Origin of the sequence: Paracoccus sp. 22332 (genome assembly GCF_052045125.1) — a bacterium.
Lineage (GTDB): Bacteria > Pseudomonadota > Alphaproteobacteria > Rhodobacterales > Rhodobacteraceae > Paracoccus > Paracoccus haematequi_A.
On record NZ_JBQEOI010000035.1, the window covers coordinates 4,400 to 28,704 of the forward strand.

The following is a 24,305-nucleotide window of genomic DNA, read 5'->3' on the forward strand; positions in this document are numbered from 1 at the left end:
ACCAGGCCTTGGCGCCCCTGGGGTATCGACTGCTGATGGAAGTGACCGAGGAGATGACCGGCGGCCGGGGCGCGCATCTGGGCTATGGCCGCGACGGCAAGCCGGATTTCTGGATCGGTAGCGCGGGCGTGCCCGTGACAGGGCTGCATGTCGCCTTTGCGGCCGACCGCCGCGCCCTGGTCGATGCCTTCCACCACGCGGCGCTGGCGGCAGGTGGGCGCGACAACGGCGCGCCGGGCCTGCGGCCGGAGTATCACCCGAACTACTACGGCGCCTTCGTGATCGATCCCGACGGCAACAATGTCGAGGCCGTCTGCCACCGGGAGGAGGCGTCGTGAAGGCCTATCGCGGAAGCTGCTTCTGCGCCGCCGTCGCCTTCGAGGCCGATGGCGATCTGGCGGATGGCACGATACGCTGCAATTGCCGGTTCTGCCGCAAGATGTGGTATTGGGAACTGCGGCTGCCGCAGGCGGACGGTCTGCGGATTCTGCGCGGGGCCGAAATGCTGGCGGAAACCCCCAGGGCCGAGGATGACGGGATCGACATGCACCACGTCTTCTGTCGGCGCTGCGGAACGCGGTTGTGGACTCAGGGGACCATTGCAGAGATGGGCGGGCGCTTCACGGCGGTTTTCGTCCCCGCCCTGGACGACGTGCCCCAGGCGGACTTGGTCGCCGCGCCGGTCTTTTACGCCGACGGAGCGCATGACGATTGGGGAAACCCGGCCGTCGAGACGCGTCATCTGTGACGCCTGCGCCGCGGCCCTGCCGGAAGGGGCCGCGGCGCGTCGGTTCTTACTGGCCGTCCACGGCGGCCTGGTTCACCCCGCCCTCGGCGATGCGGGTCATGTGCTCGTCACCGTCCCGCGTGTTGTCCAGGCATTCCTGAAGCTCGGCCCCGTCGTCGTCATGGCCCAGCCGGTTGGCGAAGGTGCGCACGCAGCCATAGCCGGCGATGGCGTAATGGGTCAGCCGCTGGTACTGGGTGATGATCGCGGCATCCTGGGTATCCTCGTCGCCGAAATCGGTTTCGATGGCGTGCTTGCGGGCCTCGTTCACCAGGCCCTCCATGCCCCGGCAATGTTCGCCGGTCGGGTCGGTGTCGTGCCGGTTGCAGATGCTGGCCAGCACCTCCATCCCGCGCGCGATGCCCTGGTTGCCTGCGATCAGCGCCTCGGACAGTTCGCGCGACTTGGCGACGCGGCCCATTTCGGTGACGACCGCCATGGATTGCTTGCAGGCGGAATACAGATCCTTCAGTTGGTGAAGGTAAAGGTCGTTCAGGTTCTTGATCGCCATGGGGATGTCCTTTCGGGTGGCAGGCCGTTTCACCCGGTGCAACGTGCAGCCTGTCGCATCGTTCCGGCGGGCGCCGCTTGACAGCGGCTGCGGAACGGTCCAGCAAGCGCACCCTTGCCCCATTCCGTTCACGACAGTCCGGTGACGCCATGTTTGCGTGGTTCGAGCGACGCATAGATCCCTATCCGACCGAAATCCCGGACATGCCGCCCCGGTCGCTGGTCCGGTTCGTCCTGTATTACAGCCAGGGCGCGCTGCCGTGGCTGGCGATCGTGGCCGTCACCTCGTCGCTGATCGCTATCGTCGAGGTCGCGCTGTTCGGCTGGCTGGGCGAGTTGATCGACCAGTTGTCGCAGACCCCGCGCGACCAATTCTGGGCGCAGCATGGCGGGCGGCTGGGCTTCATGGCGGCGGTCCTGCTGATCGTGCTGCCGGCGCTGAACCTGCTGGGGTCGCTGGTGCTGTATCAGGGGCTGATGGGCAATTTCCCGCAGCGGATCCGCTGGCGCGCGCATCGGTATCTGATGCGCCAGTCGGTCGGCTATTTCCAGGACGAGTTCGCGGGCCGGATCGCCCAGCGGCTGATGCAGACCGCGCTTGCGGTGCGCGAGGTCGCGATGAAGGCGATGGACGTCGGCAGCTATGTGGTCATCTATTTCCTGGGCGCGCTGTTCCTGGCGGCCAGCCAGGACTGGCGGCTGGCACTGCCCTTCCTGGCCTGGGTGGCGGCCTACGGGATCATGCTGTGGCAGATCGTGCCGCGTCTGGGCCGGGTGGCCGAGGCGCAGGCCGATGCTCGGGCGGGCATGACAGGCCGGGTCGTGGATAGCTATACCAATATCGCCACCGTCAAGCTGTTCTCTCATTCCTCGCGGGAAGAGGCGTGGATGCGCGACGGGATGGACGCGTTCCTGCGCACCGTCTACGCGCAGATGCGGCTGTCCAGCATCCAAGACATCGCGCTGAACACGATCAACGTGGCCCTGGTGGGATCCGTGGCCGGGGTCGGGCTGTGGCTGTGGACGAATGGCCTGATCGAGGTCGGCGCGGTCGCGGTCGCGGTGCCGCTGGCGATGCGGCTGAACAACATGGCCCATTGGATCATGTGGGAATTCGCCGCGCTGTTCGAGAATATCGGCACGGTGCGCGACGGCATCTCCAGCCTGGCGCTGCCGAGAGAGGTGAAGGATGCGCCCGACGCCAGGCCGCTGGTCCGGGGTCCGGGGGCGGTGCGCTTCGACAATGTCACCTTCCGCTATCGCGGCGTGGAAGGCGTCCGGCCGATGGCGGTGCTGGACGACCTGACGCTGCATGTCGCACCGGGCGAGCGCGTCGGCCTGGTGGGCCGGTCGGGGGCCGGGAAATCGACGCTGATCAACCTGCTGCTGCGCTTCCACGACATCGAACGGGGCCGCATCACCATCGACGGGCAGGACGTGTCCAAGGTCACGCAGGACAGCCTGCGCGCGGCCATCGGGGTGGTGACGCAGGACAGCTCGCTTCTGCATCGGTCGGTGCGCGACAACATCGCCTATGGCCGCCCCGACGCGACCGAAGCCGACATCGCCCAGGCCCTGCGCATGGCCGAGGCGCAGGATTTCGTGCCGCTGCTGTCGGACAGCCTTGGCCGTCGGGGCCTGGACGCCCATGTCGGCGAACGCGGCGTCAAGCTGTCGGGCGGGCAGCGCCAGCGCATCGCCATCGCCCGCGTGGCGCTGAAGGACGCGCCGATCCTGATCCTGGACGAGGCGACAAGCGCCCTGGACAGCGAGGCCGAGGCCGCGATCCAGTCGCGGCTGGACGCGCTGATGGCGGGCAAGACGGTGATCGCCATCGCGCATCGCCTGTCCACCATCGCTGCCATGGACCGGCTGATCGTCATGGACGCGGGCCGGATCATCGAACAGGGCAGCCATGCCGACCTGCTGGCGCAAGGCGGGCTGTATGCCCGGCTGTGGGCGCGGCAGTCCGGCGGCTTCCTGATCGACGCCGACGCATGACGGCCGGCTTGCGCGGCGACCGCTCCTGTGCGCTGATACGCCGGTCCAGCCGCAGGAACCCGCCATGAGCCAGACCCAGCCTCCCGGCAATCCGACGATCCGCACCATCGCCATGCCCGCCGATACCAACCCGGCGGGCGACATTTTCGGCGGCTGGCTGATGAGCCAGATGGACCTTGCCGCCGGATCGGTCGCCGCCCTGACCGCGCGGGGCCGAAGCGCCACCATCGCGGTCGAGGGGATGAAGTTCCACCGCCCCGTCAAGGTCGGCGACGAGGTGTCGCTTTATGCCCAGGTGGTCCATGTCGGCCGCACCTCGATGCGCATCAACGTCGAGGCCTGGCGCCGCGAACGCCACCGCGACGACAGCGAACAGGTGACCGAGGCGACCTTCACCTTCGTCGCCCTGGACGACGCGGGTGCCGCGCGCCCGGTGAAGGGATAGGGCGGCGTTTCCCGGCTTGACGGCCCGTGCCGCAGACCCTATCACACGCGCACCGCAGGGGTTTAGCTCAGTTGGTAGAGCATCGGTCTCCAAAACCGAGGGTCGTGGGTTCGAGTCCCCCAACCCCTGCCAGGTTCCCAGACATCAGTCGTCCCGCCGCAGGCTCTCGCGCGCCAGGGCCGCGATCAGGTCGGTGCGCGTGACGATGCCGACGATCCGGTCGCCGTCCAGCACCGGCACCGCGTCGGTGTCGCTGGACGCCAGCTTCGGCAGCAGCGCGGCGATGGGCGTGTCGGGCGTCGCGGTGGGCAGGCGTTCGCCCATCACATCGGCGGCGCGCAGGTCGTGGCCCGAGCGCGACAGACGCCCGTCCGGGCGGAACCGGGCATGGGCGCGGGCGATCAGGTGCAGCTGGAAGATCACCCCCAGATAGCGCCCGTCCGGCTCTGCCACCGGCAGCGAGGTGAAGCCGTGGCGCGAAAACAGCGCCGCGATGTCCAGCATCGACGTGTCGGGCGCGACCGTCACCAGGTCGCGGGACATGATGTCGCCCGCCACTTGGGCGTTGGTGCGGTGAGAGGCGGCCTGCATCTCGGCCGCGGCGATCAGGCGGGCCAGATCCTCGACGCCCAGGTTCAGCGCCTGATTGTAGCGGACCAGGATCGCGGCCAGTTCGTCCTCGGACAGGCCCAGGCGCTCGGGCGGCGCGGGGTCGGTGGTGCCGCTGGGATTGACCTCTCCGAACTGGCGGAAGGGATAGCGGCGCCCGGTCGCATGGGCATAGGCCGTGGCGATCACCACCAGCAGCACCGTGCCCGCCGCCACCGGCATCAGCGCGAAGCCCAAGCCCAGGGGCGCGATCTTGTCGGCGCCGATGGCCACCGTCATCGCCACCGCCCCGCCGGGCGGATGGGTGGCCCGGCACAGCGCCATGGCGATGATCGCCGCGCCCACCGACAGCGGCACGGCGGCCATCGGATCGGCGACCAGGCGGCAGACCAGCAGCGCGACGAAGGCCGACAGGGTATTACCCAGGACCGCGGGCCAGGGCTGGGCCAGTGGGCTGTTCGGCGCCGCGAAGATCAGCACCGAGGTCGCCCCGAAGGGCGCGATCAGGTACACGCCCAGCCACAGCTCGGGCGAGGCGAGCAGTGCCAGCCCCGCCGCCGCCGCCAGTCCGATCAGCGCGCCGATCCCCGCCCGCACGGCCTCGGCGGCGGGTACGGCGGCCAGGGACGGCCCAAGCGCGCGAAGACGGGAATGGCCCGTCCGGTCAACAAGGATCCGCAAGACTGGCCCCTTCCTTCTGGCGCCACGATCCCTAGGAAGAAGGCGCGGCGGCTGCAAGATGCCCGTGCCGATGCTGCGACCTTTGCGGGCTTGAAACGGCGGGCGCATCCCGCTACATGCCCCTCTGCATCTGTCAAGGAGCCTGTCAGTGGCCACCAATCCCGTCCAGTTCATCAACCAGGTCCGCGCCGAGGCCGCCAAGATCTCGTGGCCCACGCGGCGCGAGGTGATCACGACGACCATCATGGTGCTGATCCTGGCGGCGCTGTTCAGCGTGTTCTTTTCGCTGGTGGACCTGGCCATCCGCTTTGGCATCACCGAAGGGCTGCGGCTGATCGCCAACTGATCGGGCTTGCATTTCCGGGCCTGCGGGGGTATCTGCCCCCGACTGTCCGGCAAACGGCGTGCATCGAATGCGGTTGCGCGCCGATTTCAATTTTGACGGATACGCGAAAATTCAAGGGGTTGCGCGGCGTGCCGGGTGATTCCCTTTTGACGAACAGGGATTGGTCGAAACATGGCAAAGCGTTGGTATTCGGTCAGCGTCCTGTCGAACTTCGAAAAGAAGGTCGCCGAGGCGATCCGGCAGGCCGTCGCCGAAAAGGGTCTGGAAGATCAGATCGACGAGGTGCTGGTCCCGACCGAGGAAGTGATCGAGATCAGGCGCGGCAAGAAGGTCACGTCCGAGCGCCGCTTCATGCCGGGCTATGTGCTGGTCCACATGGACATGTCGGACCGCACCTATCATCTGGTGAACTCGATCAACCGCGTCACCGGCTTCCTGGGCGCGCAGGGCAAGCCGATGCCGATGCGCGACGACGAAGTGAACGCGATGCTGAACCGCAGCGGCGAGGGCGAAAAGGCCGCGCCGCGCAACCTGATCCGCTTCGAGATCGGGGAAAAGGTCAATGTGACCGACGGACCGTTCGACGGCTTTTCCGGCATGGTCGAGGAAGTGGACGAGATTTCGTCCCGCCTCAAGGTCACGGTCTCGATCTTCGGCCGGCCCACGCCGGTCGAGCTGGAATTCACGCAGGTCTCCAAGGCCTCGTGATCGCGCGCGGGAGGCGTTGAGCCGCACCGCTAAGTCGGCCCCTTCCGGGGCGTGATGATAAAGGAGAAGGCCCTATGGCCAAGAAAGTTGTCGGCAGCCTCAAGCTGCAAATCAAGGCGGGCCAAGCCAACCCGTCGCCCCCCGTCGGCCCGGCCCTGGGTCAGCGCGGGATCAACATCATGGCCTTCTGCAAGGAATTCAACGCCAAGACGCAGGAGATGGAGCAGGGTTCCCCGGTTCCGGTCGTGATCACCTATTACGCGGACAAGTCGTTCAGCTTCGAAACGAAGACCGCCCCCGCCTCGTTCCTGCTGAAGAAGGCCGCCGGTCTGAAGCCGGTCGGCAAGCGCAACCGCGCCAAGGGTTCGGACAAGCCCGGCCGCGCCGTCGCCGGGACCGTGACCGTCAAGCAGGTGCGCGAGATCGCCGAAGCCAAGATGAAGGATCTGTCGGCCAATGATGTCGAACAGGCGATGAAGATCATCCTGGGTTCCGCCCGGTCGATCGGTATCGAGGTGAAAGGCTAAGCCATGGCGAAGATTTCCAAGAAAAAAGCCGCCGCCCGCGCCCAGTTCGAAGGCAAGGCCAACCTGACCGTCGAAGACGCGATCACCTTGGTGAAAGGCGCCGCCTCGGCCAAGTTCGACGAAACCATCGAGATCGCGCTGAACCTGGGCGTCGATCCGCGCCATGCCGACCAGATGGTCCGCGGCGTCGTGACGCTGCCCGCTGGCACCGGCAAGGACGTGCGTGTCGCCGTCTTCGCCCGCGGTCCCAAGGCTGACGAGGCCAAGGCCGCCGGCGCGGATATCGTCGGCGCCGAAGACCTGATGGAGACGATCCAGTCCGGCAAGATCGAGTTCGACCGCTGCATCGCGACGCCGGACATGATGCCGCTGGTCGGTCGCCTGGGCAAGATCCTGGGCCCGCGCAACCTGATGCCGAACCCCAAGGTCGGCACGGTGACGATGGACGTGAAATCCGCCGTGGAAGCCGCCAAGGGCGGCGAGGTCCAGTTCAAGGCCGAGAAGGCGGGCGTCGTCCATGCCGGGATCGGCAAGGTGTCCTTCGACGCCGACAAGCTGGCCCAGAACCTGCGCGCCTTCGTGGACGCGGTCAGCCGGGCCAAGCCCTCGGGCGCGAAAGGGACCTACATGAAGAAGGTCTCGATCAGCTCGACCATGGGGCCGGGCGTGTCCGTGGACGTTGCCTCGGCCACGGCCAACTGAGAATTTCCCCGCCTTCGGGCGGGGAATGGCGGGGCGAAAGCCGCCCCGTCCTGTCCGAGACGGAGGGTGCCGGGAAACCGGCTTAATGTCCTTCCTGAGATGGGGAAGCATTTTTCCGAAGGAATCCTTCGGGTGATCTTGCCCTAGCGGACCCGACCTGCCCTTCGGGGCGGGAAAAGTGAGAGCCGGGGGGAAACCCCCAACTTGGAGTGAAACCGTGGATAGAGCACAAAAAGAACAGGTGGTCGAAGAACTCGGCCAGATCTTTGAAAGCTCTGGCGTCGTGGTGGTTGCCCACTACGAGGGGATGACGGTTGCACATATGCAGGACCTCCGCTCGCGCATGCGCGAAGCCGGCGGTTCGGTTCGCGTCGCCAAGAACAAGCTCGCCAAGATCGCCCTGGAAGGTAAGCCTTGCGCAAGCATCGCCGACTACCTGACGGGCATGACCGTGATCACCTATTCGGAAGATCCGACCGCTGCGGCCCGGATCGCCGAAAAATACGCCAAGGACAACGATCGTTTCGTGATCCTGGGCGGTGCAATGGGTGATTCGGCCCTGGATCCGGCCGGTGTGAAAGCCGTCGCCTCGATGCCGTCGCGTGAAGAGCTGATCGCTCAGATCGTGTCCTGCCTCGGTGCGCCTGCCAGCAACATCGCCGGTGCCATTGGCGCGCCTGCAAGCAACATCGCGAGCATCCTTACGACCCTTGAGGAACGTGAGGCTGCGTAAGCAACCCGATCCCCGCGTGTGGTTGAAAACCCGACGTTGGAACATTAACTGAGAGAACGGAAAAATGGCTGATCTGAAACAACTCGCCGAACAAATCGTGGGCCTGACGCTGCTGCAAGCTCAGGAACTGAAAACCATCCTGAAAGACGAATACGGCATCGAGCCGGCCGCCGGTGGCGCCGTCATGATGGCCGGCCCGGCCGCTGGCCCGGCTGAAGCCGCCGAAGAAAAGACCGAATTCGACGTGGTTCTGGTCGAAGCCGGTGCCAACAAGATCAACGTGATCAAGGAAGTGCGCGGCATCACCGGCCTGGGCCTGAAAGAAGCCAAGGATCTGGTCGAAGCCGGCGGCAAGGTCAAGGAAGGCGCGTCGAAAGCCGACGCCGAAGACATGAAGAAAAAGCTCGAAGCGGCTGGTGCCAAGGTCGAGCTGAAGTAATCGGCCTTCTGGCTGGTGTGAACAGGGCAGGGTCCGGGATTTCCCGGTCCCTGCCGAACCTGTCTTGAAGGGCGGTCTGGATCAGACAATCCTTCAGGGCATGTTCGAGGTTCGGGAGCCGGGCGGTGGGACGCACGGCACGAATGGAACCTTTACCCCCTGCATTCGTAGGCCCGTGTCCTGGGTGCCCCGACCAGGACCGCGCGAAGACGAAAGGTGACAAGACCCCATGGCGCAATCCTATGTCGGCCAGAAGCGCATCCGGCGCTATTATGGCAATATCCGCGAAGTGCTGGAGATGCCGAACCTGATCGAGGTTCAGAAATCCTCCTACGACCTGTTCCTGAATTCGGGCGAGGGCGACGGGCATCACGACGGCGAAGGCATCCAGGGCGTCTTCCAGTCGGTCTTCCCGATCAAGGACTTCAACGAGACCGCGACGCTGGAATTCGTGAAATACGAGCTTGAGCGCCCGAAATACGACGTGGACGAATGCCAGCAGCGCGACATGACCTATGCCGCGCCGCTGAAGGTGACGCTGCGCCTGATCGTGTTCGATGTCGACGAAAACACCGGCGCCAAGTCCGTCAAGGACATCAAGGAACAGGACGTGTTCATGGGCGACATGCCCCTGATGACCACGAACGGGACGTTCATCGTGAACGGCACCGAACGCGTCGTCGTGTCCCAGATGCACCGTTCGCCCGGCGTGTTCTTCGACCATGACCGGGGCAAGACCCATTCCTCGGGCAAGCTTCTGTTCGCCTGCCGGATCATCCCCTATCGCGGGTCGTGGCTGGATTTCGAATTCGACGCCAAGGATCTGGTCTTCGCGCGCATCGACCGCCGCCGCAAACTGCCGGTGACGACGCTGCTTTATGCCCTGGGCATGGACCAGGAAGGCATCATGGATGCCTTCTATGAAACCGTGGACTATACCCTGCGCCGCGAGGGCCGGTCGCAGGGCTGGGTCACGCGCTTCTTCCCCGAACGCGTGCGCGGCACCCGTCCGACCTATGACCTGGTGAACGCCGATACCGGCGAGGTCATCGCCAAGGCGGGCGACAAGGTGACGCCGCGCCTTGTCAAGAAATTGCAGGAATCGGGCGACGCGCTGAACCTGCTGGTCCCGTTCGAGCGGATCGTCGGCCGCTTTGTGGCCAAGGACATCGTGAACGACACCACCGGCTTCATCTATGCCGAGGCCGGCGACGAGATCACCGCCGAATACAACCGCGACGGCGAGATGTCGGGCGGCTTGCTCAAGACCCTGCTCGACAACGGCATCACCGAGATCCCGGTGCTGGACATCGACCATGTGAATGTCGGCCCCTATATCCGCAACACCATGGCCGCCGACAAGAACATGGGCCGCGAAGGCGCGCTGATGGACATCTATCGCGTCATGCGTCCGGGCGAGCCGCCCACCGTCGAGGCCGCGCAGACCCTGTTCAACAGCCTGTTCTTCGACAGCGAACGCTATGACCTGTCCGCCGTGGGCCGGGTCAAGATGAACATGCGCCTGGATCTGGACGCGCCGGACACCCAGCGGACGCTGCGCCCCGAGGACATCGTGGCCTGCGTGCGCGGCCTTGTGGAACTGCGCGACGGCAAGGGCGAGATCGACGACATCGACCACCTGGGCAACCGCCGGGTGCGCTCGGTCGGCGAGCTGATGGAGAACCAGTACCGCGTCGGCCTTTTGCGCATGGAACGCGCCATCCGCGAGCGCATGTCGGGCGTGGAGATCGACACGGTGATGCCGCAGGATCTCATCAACGCCAAGCCGGCGGCGGCCGCGGTGCGCGAGTTCTTCGGCTCGAGCCAGTTGTCGCAGTTCATGGACCAGACCAACCCCTTGTCCGAGGTGACGCACAAGCGCCGTTTGTCGGCGCTCGGGCCGGGCGGTCTAACGCGCGAGCGCGCGGGCTTCGAGGTGCGCGACGTTCACCCGACCCATTACGGCAGGATGTGCCCGATCGAGACGCCGGAAGGCCAGAACATCGGCCTCATCAACAGCCTCGCGACCTTTGCCCGCGTGAACAAGTACGGCTTCATCGAGACGCCGTATCGCAAGGTGGTGGACGGGCAGGTCACGGATGACGTGGTCTACATGTCCGCGACCGAGGAAATGCGCCACACCGTGGCCCAGGCCAACGCGACGCTGGACGCGGACGGCCGCTTTGTGGACGAGCTGATCTCGACCCGTCAGGCGGGCGACTTCACGCTGAACCCGGTCGATGCCATCGACCTGATCGACGTGTCGCCGAAACAGTTGGTGTCGGTCGCCGCGGCGCTGATCCCGTTCCTGGAAAACGACGACGCCAACCGCGCGCTGATGGGGTCGAACATGCAGCGCCAGGCGGTCCCGTTGCTGCGGGCCGAGGCGCCGTTCGTCGGCACCGGCATGGAAGCCACCGTTGCCCGTGATTCCGGGGCTGCCATCATGGCGCGCCGGGGCGGCGTCATTGACCAGGTCGATGCGCAGCGGATCGTGGTGCGCGCCACCGAAGGGCTGGAGTCGGGCGACGCGGGCGTGGACATCTATCGCCTGCGCAAGTTCAAGCGGTCCAACCAGTCCTCGACCATCAACCAGCGTCCGCTGGTCAAGGTGGGCGACAAGGTGGTGGGCAGCCAGGTGATCGCGGACGGTCCCTCGACCGACCAGGGCGAGCTGGCCATCGGCCGGAACGTGGTGGTCGCGTTTATGCCGTGGAACGGCTACAACTACGAGGACTCGATCCTGATCTCGGAGCGGATCCACCGCGACGACGTGTTCACCTCGATCCATATCGACGAATACGAGGTCGCGGCCCGCGACACCAAGCTGGGGCCGGAGGAGATCACCCGCGACATTCCGAACGTGGGCGAGGAGGCGCTGCGCAACCTCGATGAGGCCGGCATTGTCTATATCGGCGCCGAGGTCGGGCCGGGCGACATCCTTGTGGGCAAGATCACCCCCAAGGGCGAAAGCCCGATGACGCCCGAGGAAAAGCTTCTGCGCGCCATCTTCGGCGAAAAGGCGTCGGACGTGCGCGACACCTCGCTGCGCCTGCCGCCGGGGGCCTACGGCACCATCGTGGAAGTCCGGGTGTTCAACCGGCATGGCGTGGACAAGGACGAACGCGCGTTGCAGATCGAGCGCGAGGAAGTCGAGCGTCTGGCCCGCGACCGCGACGACGAACAGGCGATCCTGGACCGCAACATCTATGCGCGTCTGAAATCGCTGATCCTGGGCAAGGTTGCGGTGAAGGGTCCGAAGGGCGTCAAGGCCAATTCGGACATCACCGAGGATCTGCTGGGCACGCTGTCGCGCGGCCAGTGGTGGCAGCTTGCCGTCAGCGAGGAGGACACCGCCAAGGAAGTCGAGGCGCTGAACCATCAGTACGACGCCCAGAAGAAGGCCCTCGAGGCCCGCTTCGAGGACAAGGTCGAGAAGGTCCGCCAAGGCGACGACCTGCCGCCGGGCGTGATGAAGATGGTCAAGGTCTTCGTCGCCGTGAAGCGCAAGCTTCAGGCGGGCGACAAGATGGCCGGGCGTCACGGCAACAAGGGCGTGGTGTCGAAGGTCGTGCCCATCGAGGACATGCCGTTCCTGGCGGACGGCACCCCGGTCGATCTGGTGCTGAACCCGCTGGGCGTGCCGTCGCGCATGAACGTCGGGCAGATCCTGGAAACCCACATGGGCTGGGCCTCGCGCGGCCTGGGCATCAAGATCGACGAGGCGCTCGAGGACTATCGCCGCAACGGCGACATGACTCCGGTCCGCGAGGCGATGCGCATTGGCTATGGCGACGAGATGTATGCCGAGACCTTCGAGGGCATGGACGACGATACGCTGGTCGAACACGCCAACACCGTGCGCACCGGCGTGCCGATTGCCACGCCCGTCTTCGACGGCGCCAAGGAGGCTGACGTGAACGACGCGCTGCGGCGCGCCGGGTTCGACACCTCGGGGCAGTCGGTGGTCTTCGACGGCCGCACGGGCGAGCAGTTCGCCCGCAAGGTCACGGTCGGCATGAAGTATGTCCTGAAGCTGCACCACCTTGTCGATGACAAGATGCACGCCCGTTCGACCGGCCCCTACAGCCTCGTCACCCAGCAGCCGCTGGGCGGGAAGGCGCAGTTCGGCGGTCAGCGTCTTGGGGAAATGGAGGTCTGGGCGCTGGAAGCCTATGGCGCCGCCTATACCTTGCAGGAGATGCTGACGGTCAAGTCGGACGACGTGGCGGGCCGCACCAAGGTCTACGAGTCCATCGTCAAGGGCGACGACAACTTCGAGGCCGGCGTGCCGGAATCGTTCAACGTGCTGGTCAAGGAGGTCCGGGGTCTGGGCCTCAACATGGAACTCCTGGATGCGGAGGAGGAGGAATGAGGGCGAACCGGACGGTGGGGTGAAACCCCACCCTACGACGCCCGGTAGGGTGGGGTTCTACCCCACCTTATGCCTCCCCCGCGCCCCTCATTAGGAATCGAGAATGAACCAGGAACTTGCCACCAATCCGCTGAACCCGCTGGCCCCGCCGCGGCAGTTCGACGAAATCAAGATCTCTCTGGCCTCGCCCGAGGAAATCCTCGCCTGGTCCTATGGCGAGGTGAAGAAGCCCGAGACGATCAACTACCGCACCTTCAAGCCGGAACGGGACGGGCTGTTCTGCGCGCGCATCTTTGGTCCGATCAAGGACTATGAGTGCCTCTGCGGCAAATACAAGCGCATGAAGTATCGCGGCCTCGTCTGCGAGAAATGCGGCGTGGAGGTGACCCTGCAAAAGGTCCGCCGCGAGCGCATGGGCCATATCGAACTGGCCGCGCCCGTGGCCCATATCTGGTTCCTGAAGTCGCTGCCGTCGCGCATCGGGCTGATGCTCGACATGACGCTGCGCGATCTGGAACGGATCCTGTATTTCGAGAACTATGTGGTGATCGAACCGGGCCTGACCGACCTGACCTATGGCCAGTTGCTGTCCGAGGAGGAATTCCTCGACGCGCAGGACAACTATGGCGCCGACGCCTTCCAGGCCGACATCGGCGCCGAGGCGATCCGGGCGATGCTGGCCAATATCGACCTGGCCGCGACCGCCGACCAGTTGCGCGAGGATCTGAAGGAAGCCACGGGCGAGCTGAAGCCCAAGAAGATCATCAAGCGGCTGAAGATCGTCGAAAGCTTCCTGGAATCGGGCAACCGTCCCGAATGGATGGTGCTCACGGTGATCCCGGTCATTCCGCCGGAACTGCGCCCGCTGGTTCCGCTGGATGGCGGCCGTTTCGCTACGTCCGACCTGAACGACCTGTATCGCCGCGTCATCAACCGCAACAACCGCCTCAAGCGGCTGATCGAGTTGCGCGCGCCCGACATTATCGTGCGCAACGAAAAGCGCATGTTGCAGGAATCGGTCGATGCGCTGTTCGACAACGGCCGTCGCGGCCGCGTCATCACGGGCAACAACCGCCGCCCGCTGAAGTCGCTGTCCGACATGCTCAAGGGCAAGCAGGGCCGCTTCCGCCAGAACCTTCTTGGCAAGCGCGTGGACTTCTCGGGCCGTTCGGTGATCGTGACCGGGCCGGAACTGAAGCTGCACCAGTGCGGGCTGCCCAAGAAGATGGCGCTCGAACTGTTCAAGCCGTTCATCTATTCGCGGCTTGAGGCGAAGGGGCTGTCCAGCACCGTCAAGCAGGCCAAGAAGCTCGTGGAAAAGGAACGCCCCGAGGTCTGGGACATCCTGGACGAGGTGATCCGCGAGCATCCGGTGCTGCTGAACCGCGCGCCGACGCTGCACCGCCTGGGCATCCAGGCCTTCGAGCCGATCCTGATCGAGGGCAAGGCGATCCAGCTCCACCCGCTGGTATGCTCGGCCTTCAACGCCGACTTCGACGGCGACCAGATGGCCGTGCATGTCCCGCTGTCGCTGGAAGCGCAGCTGGAAGCGCGCGTGTTGATGATGTCCACGAACAACGTGCTGTCGCCCGCCAACGGCGCGCCGATCATCGTGCCGTCCCAGGACATGGTCCTGGGCCTGTATTATGTTTCGATGCAGCGCGACGGCATGAAGGGCGAGGGCATGGCCTTCGCCAACGTGAACGAGGTCGAACATGCCCTTGCCGCAGGCGAGGTGCATCTGCACGCCAAGATCACCGCGCGCATCAAGCAGATCGACGAGAACGGCAACGAGGTCGTCAAGCGCTACGAAACCACGCCGGGCCGTGTCCGGCTGGGCGCGCTGCTGCCGATGAACGCCAAGGCACCGTTCGAGCTGGTCAACCGGCTCTTGCGCAAGAAGGACGTGCAGCACGTCATCGACACCGTCTACCGCTACTGCGGCCAGAAGGAATCGGTGATCTTCTGCGACCAGATCATGGGCCTGGGCTTCCGCGAGGCCTTCCGTGCCGGCATCAGCTTCGGCAAGGACGACATGGTGGTGCCCGACAACAAGTGGACCATCGTCGAGGAAGTCCAGGAGCAGGTGAAGGAGTTCGAGCAGCAGTATCTCGACGGCCTCATCACCCAGGGCGAGAAGTACAACAAGGTCGTGGACGCCTGGTCGAAGTGCAACGACCGCGTGACCGAGGCCATGATGTCCACCATCTCGGCCACCAAGAAGGACGAAAGCGGCGCCGAGATGGAGCCGAACAGCGTCTACATGATGGCCCATTCCGGGGCGCGCGGTTCGACCAACCAGATGAAGCAGCTGGGCGGGATGCGCGGTCTGATGGCCAAGCCCTCGGGCGAGATCATCGAGACGCCGATCATCTCGAACTTCAAGGAAGGCCTGACGGTTCTGGAATACTTCAACTCGACCCACGGCGCCCGGAAGGGTCTGTCGGATACGGCGTTGAAGACCGCGAACTCGGGCTATCTGACGCGGCGTCTGGTTGACGTGGCGCAGGACTGCATCATCCGCGAACACGACTGCGGCACCGAGCAGGCGATCACGGCCTCTGCCGCCGTGAACGACGGCGAGGTTATCAGCCCGCTGTCCGAGCGCGTGCTGGGCCGCACCGCGGCCGAGGATGTGCTGGTTCCGGGCGAGGACGAGATCATCGTCCGCGCGAACGAGGTGATCGACGAGCGCAAGGCCGACGCCATCGAGCAGGCGGGCGTGCAGACCGTGCGCATCCGTTCGGCCCTGACCTGCGAATCCGAGGACGGGGTCTGCGCGCTGTGCTATGGCCGCGACCTGGCGCGCGGCACACTGGTCAACATCGGCGAGGCGGTGGGCATCATCGCCGCGCAGTCGATCGGCGAGCCGGGCACCCAGCTGACGATGCGGACCTTCCACATCGGCGGCATCGCCCAGGGCGGCCAGCAGTCGTTCCAGGCCGCGTCGCACGAAGGCACGGTGCAGTTCCGCAACGAGAACATCCTGACCAACGCCAATGGCGAGCAGGTCGTGATGGCGCGCAACATGCAGTTGGTCATCGTCGACGACCAGGGGCAGGAACGCGCCAGCCACAAGCTGTTCTACGGTTCGAAGCTGTTCGTGAAGGAAGGCGAACGGGTCATTCGCGGCGCCAAGCTGTTCGAATGGGATCCCTATACCCTGCCGATCATCGCCGAAAAGGCAGGGGTCACGAAGTTCGTCGATCTGCTGTCGGGGATCTCGGTCCGCGACGAGACGGACGATGCGACTGGCATGACGCAGAAGATCGTCACCGATTGGCGTTCCGCGCCGAAAGGCAACGACCTGAAGCCCGAGATCATCATCATGGATGAGAACGGCGATCCGGTTCGCAATGAACAGGGCAACCCGATCAGCTATCCGATGTCGGTGGACGCGGTCCTGTCGGTCGAGGACCAGCAGGAAATCCGCGCGGGCGACGTGGTGGCGCGTATTCCGCGGGAAGGCGCCCGGACCAAGGACATCACCGGGGGTCTGCCCCGCGTGGCGGAACTGTTCGAGGCCCGTCGTCCCAAGGATCACGCGATCATCGCCGAGATCGACGGGTATGTGCGCTTTGGCAAGGACTACAAGAACAAGCGCCGCATCACCATCGAGCCGTCGGAAGACGGTGCCGCGCCCGTCGAATACATGGTGCCGAAAGGCAAGCACATCCCGGTGCAGGAAGGCGACTTCGTGCAGAAGGGTGACTATATCATGGACGGCAACCCGGCCCCGCACGACATCCTGCGGATCATGGGGATCGAGGCGCTTGCGGATTACCTGATCGACGAGGTGCAGGACGTTTACCGGCTGCAAGGTGTGAAGATCAACGACAAGCACATCGAGGTGATCGTTCGCCAGATGCTGCAAAAGATCGAGATCACCGACAGCGGCGACACGACCCTGCTGAAGGGCGAGCATGTCGAGCGCGACGAGTTCGAGGAGGAAAACGCCAAGATCGAAGCCAAGGGCGGCCGTCCGGCCCAAGGGGAACCCGTGCTGCTGGGCATCACCAAGGCCAGCTTGCAGACCCGCAGCTTCATCTCGGCCGCGTCCTTCCAGGAAACGACCCGCGTGCTGACCGAGGCCGCCGTTCAGGGCAAGCGCGACAAGCTGCTGGGCCTGAAAGAGAACGTCATCGTCGGCCGTCTGATCCCGGCAGGCACCGGCGGCGCCACCGCCCGCGTCCGCCGCATCGCGACCGAACGCGACGCCGAGGTGATCGAGGCCCGCCGCGCCGAGGCCGAGGCCGCGGCGGCTCTGATCGCCCCGGCGATGGAGACCACGGCGTCGGACAGGGTCGCCGACCTGCCCGAAGACCGCGACGAGTGATCGTTCCGGCGTGACATGCAAAGGCCCGGCAGCAATGCCGGGCCTTTTGCGATCTTCGCGGCGTTGCCGGACTGCCTTGGCTTCAGGCCGCGCCGTAGAGCATCGCCAAGGCGGGCATCCAGGCGGTGAGGATGCCGCCCGCGAGGGTGGCGGCCGCCGCGGTCCTCTCCAACCGCCAGCGGAGCGCCAGCAGAAGAAAATACAGAAACCAGAGCCCGGCCCAGCAGGCCCAGCACAGGCCAAGCCACAGCGTCATCCCATCCGTGGCATGGCGCAGCGTGACCGCCGCTTCGGGCAGGACCGAAATTGCCACGAAAAGGCTGAACCAGCCCAGCCCGCGCCCATCGAAGCCCGACAGCCGGTTCATCCCCACCCACAGATAGGTCAGGCTGAACAGCAATGTCAGGGCTGCGGCCTTGACGGTTTCCGGGGTGTCGGCCCCCGTCATGGACAGGACCGCGACGGTTCCGGTGATGAACGCGGCCGCAAGATTGATGACCACGATCTCTTTGTCGGCGATGCGGTTCATCATCCCCAAACCGTTGAGCGTCAGGACCGCGCCGACGAAAAGAAGCGAAAGGGGAAGCAGCATCTGGCGTTCCTGACAACTCGTTCCACCTGCCAGCCGACAGGGGACCGCAAAGTCTGCTTACGGCAGGACGCAGGGACGGGTTATGGAAAATTCCGCCAAGCAGAATATCGTGGCAGTAAAGAATGCCGCGCGGCGGGATTGCTTGCGTAAGCCGCAGAAATTTCTTGCCCGATGCAGTGGCAATGCCTAACGGGAAAGCTGTATCCCCCCTGGTGAATCCGGCCATGCGTACGCCCATCCTGTCCCCGATCCGGCGCGTCCGGCCTGCTTCGGTTCGTCCGCTGGCGCACAAGCCGGGAGACAACCTGCACGGCGCGGCGCTGATGACGCTGTGCATGGTCGCCTTCGGCCTGAACGACACGGTGATGAAATTCGTCGTGCAGGACATGCCGCTGTATCAGGCGATCACCCTGCGCGGACTGTTCGCCATGGCCTTCATCGCGGCCCTGGCGCCCCGCATGGGCGGGCTTTCGCTGCGCATCCCCGCGCGGGCGCGTCGGCCGATGCTCTGGCGGCTGGTCGGAGAGATCGCCTCGACCATCCTGTTCCTGAACGCCTTGCAGAACATGGCGATGGGCGACGTGTCGGCGATCATGCAGGCGCTGCCCCTGGCGGTGATGGTCACGGCGGCGCTGTTCTTCGGCGAGACGCTGGGTTGGCGGCGGATCGGCGCGGTGATCGTCGGCTTCCTGGGCGTGCTGCTGATCCTGCGGCCGGGCGGCAACGTGTTCGGCCTGTGGGCGGTCGTCGCGCTTGCGGCCATGGCGATGATCGTGCTGCGCGACATGGCGACGCGCGGCTTCGGGCAAGAGATCAGCTCGGCCACCATCGCCTTTTATGCGGCGACTGGCGTGACCGCGACGGGCTTGGCCGTCAGCCTGGCGCAGGGATGGGTGATGCCCAGCGGTGCGCAGATGCTGCTGCTGGCCCTTGGCAGCGTGTTTCTGACGGTGGGCTATGTCAGCGCGGTGGCGTCGATGCGGGTGGGGGAGATCTCCTATGTCGCGCCGTTCCGCTATACCTCGCTGCTGGTGGCGATCGCGATGGGGCTGATCGTGTTCGGCGAATGGCCCGACCTGTGGACTTGGGCCGGGTCGGCCCTGGTGGTCGCGGCGGGGATCTATACCATCCTGCGCGAGGCGCGGCTGGGCAGGGTCCGTTGATGCGGGTGCAGATGCTGGGCCTGTGCCGGTTTTCCTATGTCGGGCTGCGGGGCTATCAGCGCGACCATGCCAGTGTCAGCGAACGCAGGACGTTTCTGTACGATGCTGCCCGGCTGGCGCGGCGGTGGCTGTGGTTCACGACCCTGGCGCTGCCTGGCTGGCTGGCCCAGACGGATCCCGATTTCACCCTGGTCATCATGACCGGCCCGGATCTGCCCGAACCCTATCTGACGCGCCTGCGCGACCTGGCAGCGCGGCACCCGCAACTGCGCCTGGCCCTGATCCCGCCGATGGACCGCCACCTCGAGGCCTGCCACGCGGCCGTCGCCCCCCATGTCGATCGCTCGGCCGATGTCGTGGGCCATTTCCGCCATGACGACGACGACGCCGTGGCGCTTGACTATGTCGCGCGAGCCCGCGCCGATTTCGCGACGGTCGAAGGGCTGTGGCGGGCCGAAGGCCGGCTGTCTCTGGATCATGCGCGCGGGCTGATGATGCGGGCGAACGGGCAGGGTGCACAGTTCATCCCCCGGATCGCCCATAACATGGGTGTGGCGCTGACGATCTTCCTGCGCCCCGACCAGCCCCAGACCGCGCTGCATTTCAATCACACCCGGCTGCCCCTGTGGATGCCGGGGGTGGCGGTCACGCGTCCGTTGATGTTCATTCGCGGGATCCATGCCGACAGCGATTCCGGCGACATGGGTCCGGGCCTGCCCTGGGACATCGCGCCGGATGCGCTGGACCGGCAACTGGCCCTGCGCTTTGGCCTGGATCGCACGGCCCTGAACGGCCTCGGGCGGCGGCTGGAGGCGGGGGTCGACGCCGGGCCGTCATGTTGACAGCCCAGGCGATTCCCCCTATACGCCCCACACCCGCCGGGGAACCGGCCGGGGGCCAGAACCTTTCGTGGTCACGATCCGGGCCGTAACTGCCTCGATCCTCTGGAATTTTCCCGTCCAGCTCGGTTACCGGGGCAGGATGGGTTTGGCATTTCGCGATTCGCGCGACGTGCCGTCGAGAAGCGGCGCAACCAGCCGGTTGCGAGTATTGACAGAGCAAGACGGGGAACCGAATGCCGACGATCCAACAGCTGATCCGCAAACCGCGGCAGCCCAAGGTGCAGCGCTCGAAGTCGCAGCACCTGCAGGGCTGCCCGCAGAAACGCGGCGTTTGCACGCGCGTCTATACCACGACGCCGAAGAAACCGAACTCCGCCATGCGGAAGGTCGCCAAGGTGCGGCTGACCAACGGCTTCGAGGTTATTTCCTATATTCCGGGCGAAAAGCACAACCTCCAGGAACACAGCGTCGTGCTGATCCGTGGCGGCCGCGTGAAAGACCTTCCGGGTGTCCGTTACCACATCCTGCGCGGTGTGCTGGACACCCAAGGCGTCAAGGATCGTCGCCAGCGTCGTTCGAAATACGGCGCCAAGCGTCCGAAATAAGGAGAGGCATCCATGTCCCGTCGTCACGCCGCTGAAAAGCGCGAAGTCCTGCCCGACGCCAAATTTGGCGATCGCGTGCTGACCAAATTCATGAACAACCTGATGGTTGACGGCAAGAAATCGGTGGCCGAGCGCATCGTCTATTCGGCCCTGGACCGCGTCCAGTCCCGCCTGAAGCGCGAACCGATCGAAGTCTTCCACGAAGCCTTGGACAACGTGAAACCCTCGGTCGAGGTGCGTTCGCGCCGCGTCGGCGGTGCCACCTACCAGGTTCCGGTCGAGGTTCGTCCGACCCGCCGCGAGGCCCTGGCGATCCGCTGGCTGATCGATGCGTCCAAGAAGCGCAACGAGAACACGATGGAAGAACGCCTCGCGGGCGAACTGGCCGACGCCGTGAACGGCCGCGGCACGGCCGTCAAGAAACGCGAAGACACGCACAAGATGGCCGACGCCAACAAGGCGTTCAGCCACTACCGCTGGTAAGGCGAAAGGATCCAGACCATGGCACGCGAATATCCGCTGCAGCGTTACCGTAACTTCGGCATCATGGCCCACATCGACGCCGGCAAGACGACAACGACCGAGCGTATCCTTTTCTACACGGGTAAGAACCACAAGATGGGCGAAACCCACGAGGGTGCGTCCACCATGGACTGGATGGAGCAAGAGCAGGAGCGCGGCATCACGATCACGTCTGCCGCGACCACCACGTTCTGGCAGCGCCAGGAAGACCCGACCACCGAGGGCACCTCGGAGACCAAATACCGCTTCAACATCATCGACACGCCGGGCCACGTCGACTTCACCATCGAGGTCGAGCGTTCGCTGGCCGTGCTGGACGGCGCGATCTGCCTGCTGGACGGCAACGCCGGCGTCGAGCCGCAGACCGAGACGGTGTGGCGCCAGGCCGACCGCTACAAGGTTCCGCGGATCGTGTTCGTCAACAAGATGGACAAGATCGGCGCCGACTTCTTCAACTGCGTCCGCATGATCAAGGACCGCACCGGCGGCACTCCGTGCCCGATCGCGCTGCCGATCGGCGCCGAGGACACGCTGGAAGGCATCATCGACCTGATCAAGATGGAAGAATGGGTCTGGAAGGGCGAGGATCTGGGCGCCAACTGGATCCGCCAGCCGATCCGCGACGACCTGAAGGGCGTTGCCGAGGAATGGCGCGCCAACATGATCGAACTGGCCGTCGAACAGGACGACGACGCCATGGAAGCCTATCTGGAGGGCAACGAGCCCGACGAGGCGACCCTGCGCAAGCTGATCCGCAAGGGCACGCTGTCGCTGTCCTTCTTCCCGGTCATGGCCGGTTCGGCGTTCAAGAACAAGGGCGTGCAGCCGCTGCTGAACGCGGTGATCGACTTCCTGCCGTCGCCGATCGACGTTCCGGCGCTGATGGGCTTCGCCCCCGACGACGAGACCGAGACCCGCAATATCGAGCGTTCGGCCGATGACGCGCAGCCCTTCTCGGCGCTGGCCTTCAAGATCATGAACGACCCCTTCGTCGGCTCGCTGACCTTCACGCGTCTCTATTCCGGTCAGCTCAAGAAGGGCGACCAGATGCTGAATTCGACCAAGGGCAAGCGCGAGCGTGTCGGTCGGATGATGATGATGCACGCCATCAACCGCGAAGAGATCGAGGAAGCCTTTGCAGGCGACATCATCGCGCTGGCGGGCCTGAAGGACACCACCACGGGCGACACGCTGTGCGATCCCGCCAAGCCGGTGGTTCTGGAAACCATGACCTTCCCGGAACCCGTGATCGAGATCGCCGTGGAGCCCAAGTCCAAGGCCGACCAGGAGAAGATGGGCCTCGCCCTTCAGCGTCTGTCCGCCGAAGACCCGTCCTTCCGCGTCGAGACCGATCTGGAATCGGGCCAGACCATCATGAAGGGCATGGGCGAACTTCACCTCGACATCCTGGTGGACCGCATGAAGCGCGAGTTCAAGGTCGAGGCGAATATCGGCGCCCCGCAGGTGGCCTACCGCGAAACCATCAGCCAGCCGGCCGAGATCGACTATACGCACAAGAAACAGACCGGCGGGACCGGCCAGTTCGCGCGTGTCAAGTTGCAGATCACCCCGACCGAGCCGGGCGAGGGCTATTCGTTCGAATCCAAGATCGTCGGCGGTGCGGTGCCCAAGGAATATATTCCGGGCGTCGAAAAGGGCATCAAGTCGGTCATGGACTCGGGTCCGCTGGCGGGCTTCCCGGTGATCGACTTCAAGGTTGCGCTGCTGGACGGTGCCTTCCATGACGTCGACTCCTCGGTCTTGGCCTTCGAAATCGCCTCGCGCGCTGCCATGCGCGAAGGCCTGAAGAAGGCCGGCGCCAAGCTGCTGGAACCGATCATGAAGGTCGAGGTGGTGACGCCCGAGGAATACACGGGTTCGATCATCGGCGACCTGACCAGCCGTCGCGGCATGGTCCGCGGCCAGGATTCGCGCGGCAACGCCAACGTCATCGACGCCTTCGTGCCGCTGGCCAACATGTTCGGCTATATCAACAACCTGCGCTCAATGTCCTCGGGCCGCGCGGTGTTCACGATGCAGTTCGACCATTACGAAGCTGTGCCGCAGAACATCTCGGACGAGATCCAGAAGAAATACGCCTGACAGGCGGGGCGGGGCCTCGGTCCCGCCCATCCCCCATGAATCGGTGAATTGAGGAGCCCTGCACGATGGCAAAGGCAAAGTTTGAACGGACGAAACCGCACGTCAACATTGGCACGATTGGTCACGTTGACCACGGCAAGACGACGCTGACGGCTGCGATCACGAAGTATTTCGGCGAATTCCGCGCCTATGACCAGATCGACGGCGCGCCCGAGGAGCGGGCTCGGGGGATCACGATCTCGACCGCGCATGTGGAATACGAATCGGAAAACCGCCACTACGCCCACGTGGACTGCCCCGGCCACGCGGACTATGTGAAGAACATGATCACCGGCGCGGCGCAGATGGACGGCGCGATCCTGGTGGTGAACGCCGCCGACGGCCCGATGCCGCAGACGCGCGAGCACATCCTGCTGGGCCGCCAGGTGGGCATCCCCTACATGGTCGTCTACCTCAACAAGGTCGACCAGGTCGATGACGAGGAGCTGCTGGAACTGGTCGAGATGGAGGTGCGCGAGCTTCTGTCCTCCTACGACTATCCGGGCGACGACATTCCGATCATCAAGGGCTCGGCGCTGGCCGCTCTGGAAGGCCGCGACCAGGCGATCGGCGAGGATTCGATCCGCGCGCTGATCGCGGCGGTCGACGAATACATCCCGACGCCCGAGCGCGCCGTGGACCAGCCCTTCCTGATGCCGATCGAGGACGTGTTCTCGATCTCGGGCCGCGGCACGGTCGTGACCGGCCGGATCGAGCGCGGCGCGGTGAACGTGGGCGACGAGCTTGAGATCGTGGGCATCCGCGACACCAAGAAGACCACCTGCACCGGCGTCGAGATGTTCCGCAAGCTGCTGGATCGCGGCGAGGCCGGCGACAACGTGGGCGTCCTGCTGCGCGGCATCGACCGCGACGGTGTCGAGCGCGGCCAGGTGCTGTGCAAGCCGAAATCGGTGAACCCGCACACGACCTTCGAGGCCGAGGCCTATATCCTGACCAAGGAGGAAGGCGGCCGCCACACGCCGTTCTTCGCGAACTATCGCCCGCAGTTCTACTTCCGCACGACGGACGTGACCGGGACGGTGAAGCTGCCCGAGGGCACCGAGATGGTGATGCCGGGCGACAACCTGAAGTTCGAGGTCGAGCTGATCGCGCCGATCGCGATGGAGGAAAAGCTGCGCTTCGCGATCCGCGAAGGCGGCCGCACCGTCGGCGCCGGCGTGGTCTCGAAGATCATCAAGTGATCTGACCCAAACACCACACCCAAAAGGGCCGTCTCCCA

21 protein-coding genes and 1 tRNA gene are annotated in these 24,305 nt (G+C 65.2%); 19 read left to right on the forward strand and 3 right to left on the reverse strand.

What is annotated here, in order from left to right; translation table 11 throughout:
* Both ACTJI6_RS19430 and ACTJI6_RS19435 read left to right on the forward strand, forming a co-directional pair.
* A partial coding sequence (locus ACTJI6_RS19430) for a VOC family protein (RefSeq protein WP_440803040.1) occupies positions 1 to 338 on the forward strand: 338 nt, incomplete at its 5' end.
* Positions 335 to 748 carry a GFA family protein gene (locus ACTJI6_RS19435; protein ID WP_440803042.1) on the forward strand — a complete coding sequence of 138 codons (414 nt, stop codon included), beginning with the start codon at positions 335 to 337 and terminating at the stop codon, positions 746 to 748. The genes ACTJI6_RS19430 and ACTJI6_RS19435, both read left to right, overlap by 4 nt.
* A gap of 46 nt (positions 749 to 794) precedes the next feature.
* On the opposite strand, the gene ACTJI6_RS19440 is transcribed toward ACTJI6_RS19435, so the two are convergent.
* Entirely contained in the window at positions 795 to 1,298 is a 504-nt protein-coding gene (locus ACTJI6_RS19440) for a ferritin-like domain-containing protein (protein ID WP_440803044.1), read from the reverse strand.
* A gap of 149 nt (positions 1,299 to 1,447) precedes the next feature.
* Here ACTJI6_RS19440 and ACTJI6_RS19445 point away from each other — a divergent pair, with 149 nt between their 5' ends.
* From ACTJI6_RS19445 to ACTJI6_RS19455, 3 genes are all read left to right on the forward strand, one after another.
* Positions 1,448 to 3,298 carry an ABC transporter ATP-binding protein gene (locus ACTJI6_RS19445; RefSeq protein ID WP_440803046.1) on the forward strand — a complete coding sequence of 617 codons (1,851 nt, stop codon included), beginning with the start codon at positions 1,448 to 1,450 and terminating at the stop codon, positions 3,296 to 3,298.
* A gap of 64 nt (positions 3,299 to 3,362) precedes the next feature.
* On the forward strand, positions 3,363 to 3,743 hold the full coding sequence (locus tag ACTJI6_RS19450; protein ID WP_440803049.1) for an acyl-CoA thioesterase: 381 nt from the start codon (positions 3,363 to 3,365) through the stop codon (positions 3,741 to 3,743).
* A gap of 56 nt (positions 3,744 to 3,799) precedes the next feature.
* Positions 3,800 to 3,875, forward strand: a tRNA-Trp gene (locus tag ACTJI6_RS19455).
* Between the two features lie 12 nt (positions 3,876 to 3,887).
* Here ACTJI6_RS19455 and ACTJI6_RS19460 read toward each other — a convergent pair.
* Positions 3,888 to 5,033 (reverse strand): HPP family protein, encoded by a 1,146-nt coding sequence (locus ACTJI6_RS19460; RefSeq protein WP_440803051.1) that lies wholly within the window; start codon positions 5,031 to 5,033, stop codon positions 3,888 to 3,890.
* 148 nt (positions 5,034 to 5,181) lie between these two features.
* On the opposite strand from ACTJI6_RS19460, the gene secE reads away from it, so the two are divergent.
* The 8 genes from secE to rpoC all read left to right on the forward strand — a co-directional run bounded on the left by secE (position 5,182) and on the right by rpoC (position 17,199).
* On the forward strand, positions 5,182 to 5,379 hold the full coding sequence (gene secE, locus ACTJI6_RS19465) for a preprotein translocase subunit SecE (protein WP_126155983.1): 198 nt from the start codon (positions 5,182 to 5,184) through the stop codon (positions 5,377 to 5,379).
* 171 nt (positions 5,380 to 5,550) lie between these two features.
* The gene (gene nusG / locus ACTJI6_RS19470; RefSeq protein WP_126155984.1) at positions 5,551 to 6,087 is read left to right on the forward strand and encodes a transcription termination/antitermination protein NusG; all 537 of its coding nucleotides are present in this window, start codon (positions 5,551 to 5,553) and stop codon (positions 6,085 to 6,087) included.
* A 74-nt stretch (positions 6,088 to 6,161) separates the two neighbouring features.
* On the forward strand, positions 6,162 to 6,614 hold the full coding sequence (gene rplK / locus ACTJI6_RS19475) for a 50S ribosomal protein L11 (RefSeq protein ID WP_126155985.1): 453 nt from the start codon (positions 6,162 to 6,164) through the stop codon (positions 6,612 to 6,614).
* Positions 6,615 to 6,617: 3 nt separating this feature from the next.
* Positions 6,618 to 7,316 (forward strand): 50S ribosomal protein L1, encoded by a 699-nt coding sequence (gene rplA, locus ACTJI6_RS19480; protein WP_440803052.1) that lies wholly within the window; start codon positions 6,618 to 6,620, stop codon positions 7,314 to 7,316.
* Between the two features lie 217 nt (positions 7,317 to 7,533).
* Positions 7,534 to 8,049 (forward strand): 50S ribosomal protein L10, encoded by a 516-nt coding sequence (rplJ, locus tag ACTJI6_RS19485; protein WP_440803054.1) that lies wholly within the window; start codon positions 7,534 to 7,536, stop codon positions 8,047 to 8,049.
* Positions 8,050 to 8,113: 64 nt separating this feature from the next.
* Positions 8,114 to 8,488: a 50S ribosomal protein L7/L12 gene (gene rplL / locus ACTJI6_RS19490; protein WP_126155988.1), complete on the forward strand. Its 375-nt coding sequence runs from the start codon at positions 8,114 to 8,116 to the stop codon at positions 8,486 to 8,488.
* Between the two features lie 229 nt (positions 8,489 to 8,717).
* Entirely contained in the window at positions 8,718 to 12,863 is a 4,146-nt protein-coding gene (gene rpoB, locus ACTJI6_RS19495) for a DNA-directed RNA polymerase subunit beta (protein WP_440803056.1), read from the forward strand.
* Positions 12,864 to 12,966: 103 nt separating this feature from the next.
* Positions 12,967 to 17,199, forward strand: a complete 4,233-nt coding sequence (gene rpoC / locus ACTJI6_RS19500; protein ID WP_440803058.1) for a DNA-directed RNA polymerase subunit beta' — start codon at positions 12,967 to 12,969, stop codon at positions 17,197 to 17,199.
* A gap of 82 nt (positions 17,200 to 17,281) precedes the next feature.
* Here the strand turns inward: rpoC and ACTJI6_RS19505 are convergent, their stop codons facing one another.
* Complete coding sequence (locus tag ACTJI6_RS19505; RefSeq protein WP_440803059.1) at positions 17,282 to 17,791, reverse strand: AmiS/UreI family transporter; 510 nt, start codon at positions 17,789 to 17,791, stop codon at positions 17,282 to 17,284.
* Between the two features lie 224 nt (positions 17,792 to 18,015).
* On the opposite strand from ACTJI6_RS19505, the gene ACTJI6_RS19510 reads away from it, so the two are divergent.
* From ACTJI6_RS19510 to tuf, 6 genes are all read left to right on the forward strand, one after another.
* A complete protein-coding gene (locus ACTJI6_RS19510; RefSeq protein WP_440803061.1) occupies positions 18,016 to 18,954 on the forward strand; it encodes a DMT family transporter in 939 nt (312 codons plus the stop codon).
* Complete coding sequence (locus tag ACTJI6_RS19515; RefSeq protein ID WP_440803063.1) at positions 18,954 to 19,796, forward strand: glycosyltransferase; 843 nt, start codon at positions 18,954 to 18,956, stop codon at positions 19,794 to 19,796. Before ACTJI6_RS19510 ends, ACTJI6_RS19515 begins: the two co-directional genes overlap by 1 nt.
* A 233-nt stretch (positions 19,797 to 20,029) precedes the next feature.
* A complete protein-coding gene (gene rpsL, locus ACTJI6_RS19520) occupies positions 20,030 to 20,401 on the forward strand; it encodes a 30S ribosomal protein S12 (RefSeq protein ID WP_022705687.1) in 372 nt (123 codons plus the stop codon).
* 12 nt (positions 20,402 to 20,413) lie between these two features.
* Entirely contained in the window at positions 20,414 to 20,884 is a 471-nt protein-coding gene (gene rpsG, locus ACTJI6_RS19525) for a 30S ribosomal protein S7 (RefSeq protein ID WP_103174464.1), read from the forward strand.
* An 18-nt stretch (positions 20,885 to 20,902) separates the two neighbouring features.
* Positions 20,903 to 23,026, forward strand: coding sequence for an elongation factor G (gene fusA, locus ACTJI6_RS19530; protein ID WP_126155993.1), 2,124 nt, complete (start codon positions 20,903 to 20,905; stop codon positions 23,024 to 23,026).
* A gap of 65 nt (positions 23,027 to 23,091) precedes the next feature.
* Entirely contained in the window at positions 23,092 to 24,267 is a 1,176-nt protein-coding gene (gene tuf / locus ACTJI6_RS19535) for an elongation factor Tu (protein WP_440801977.1), read from the forward strand.
* The last annotated feature ends 38 nt before the right edge of the window (positions 24,268 to 24,305 follow it).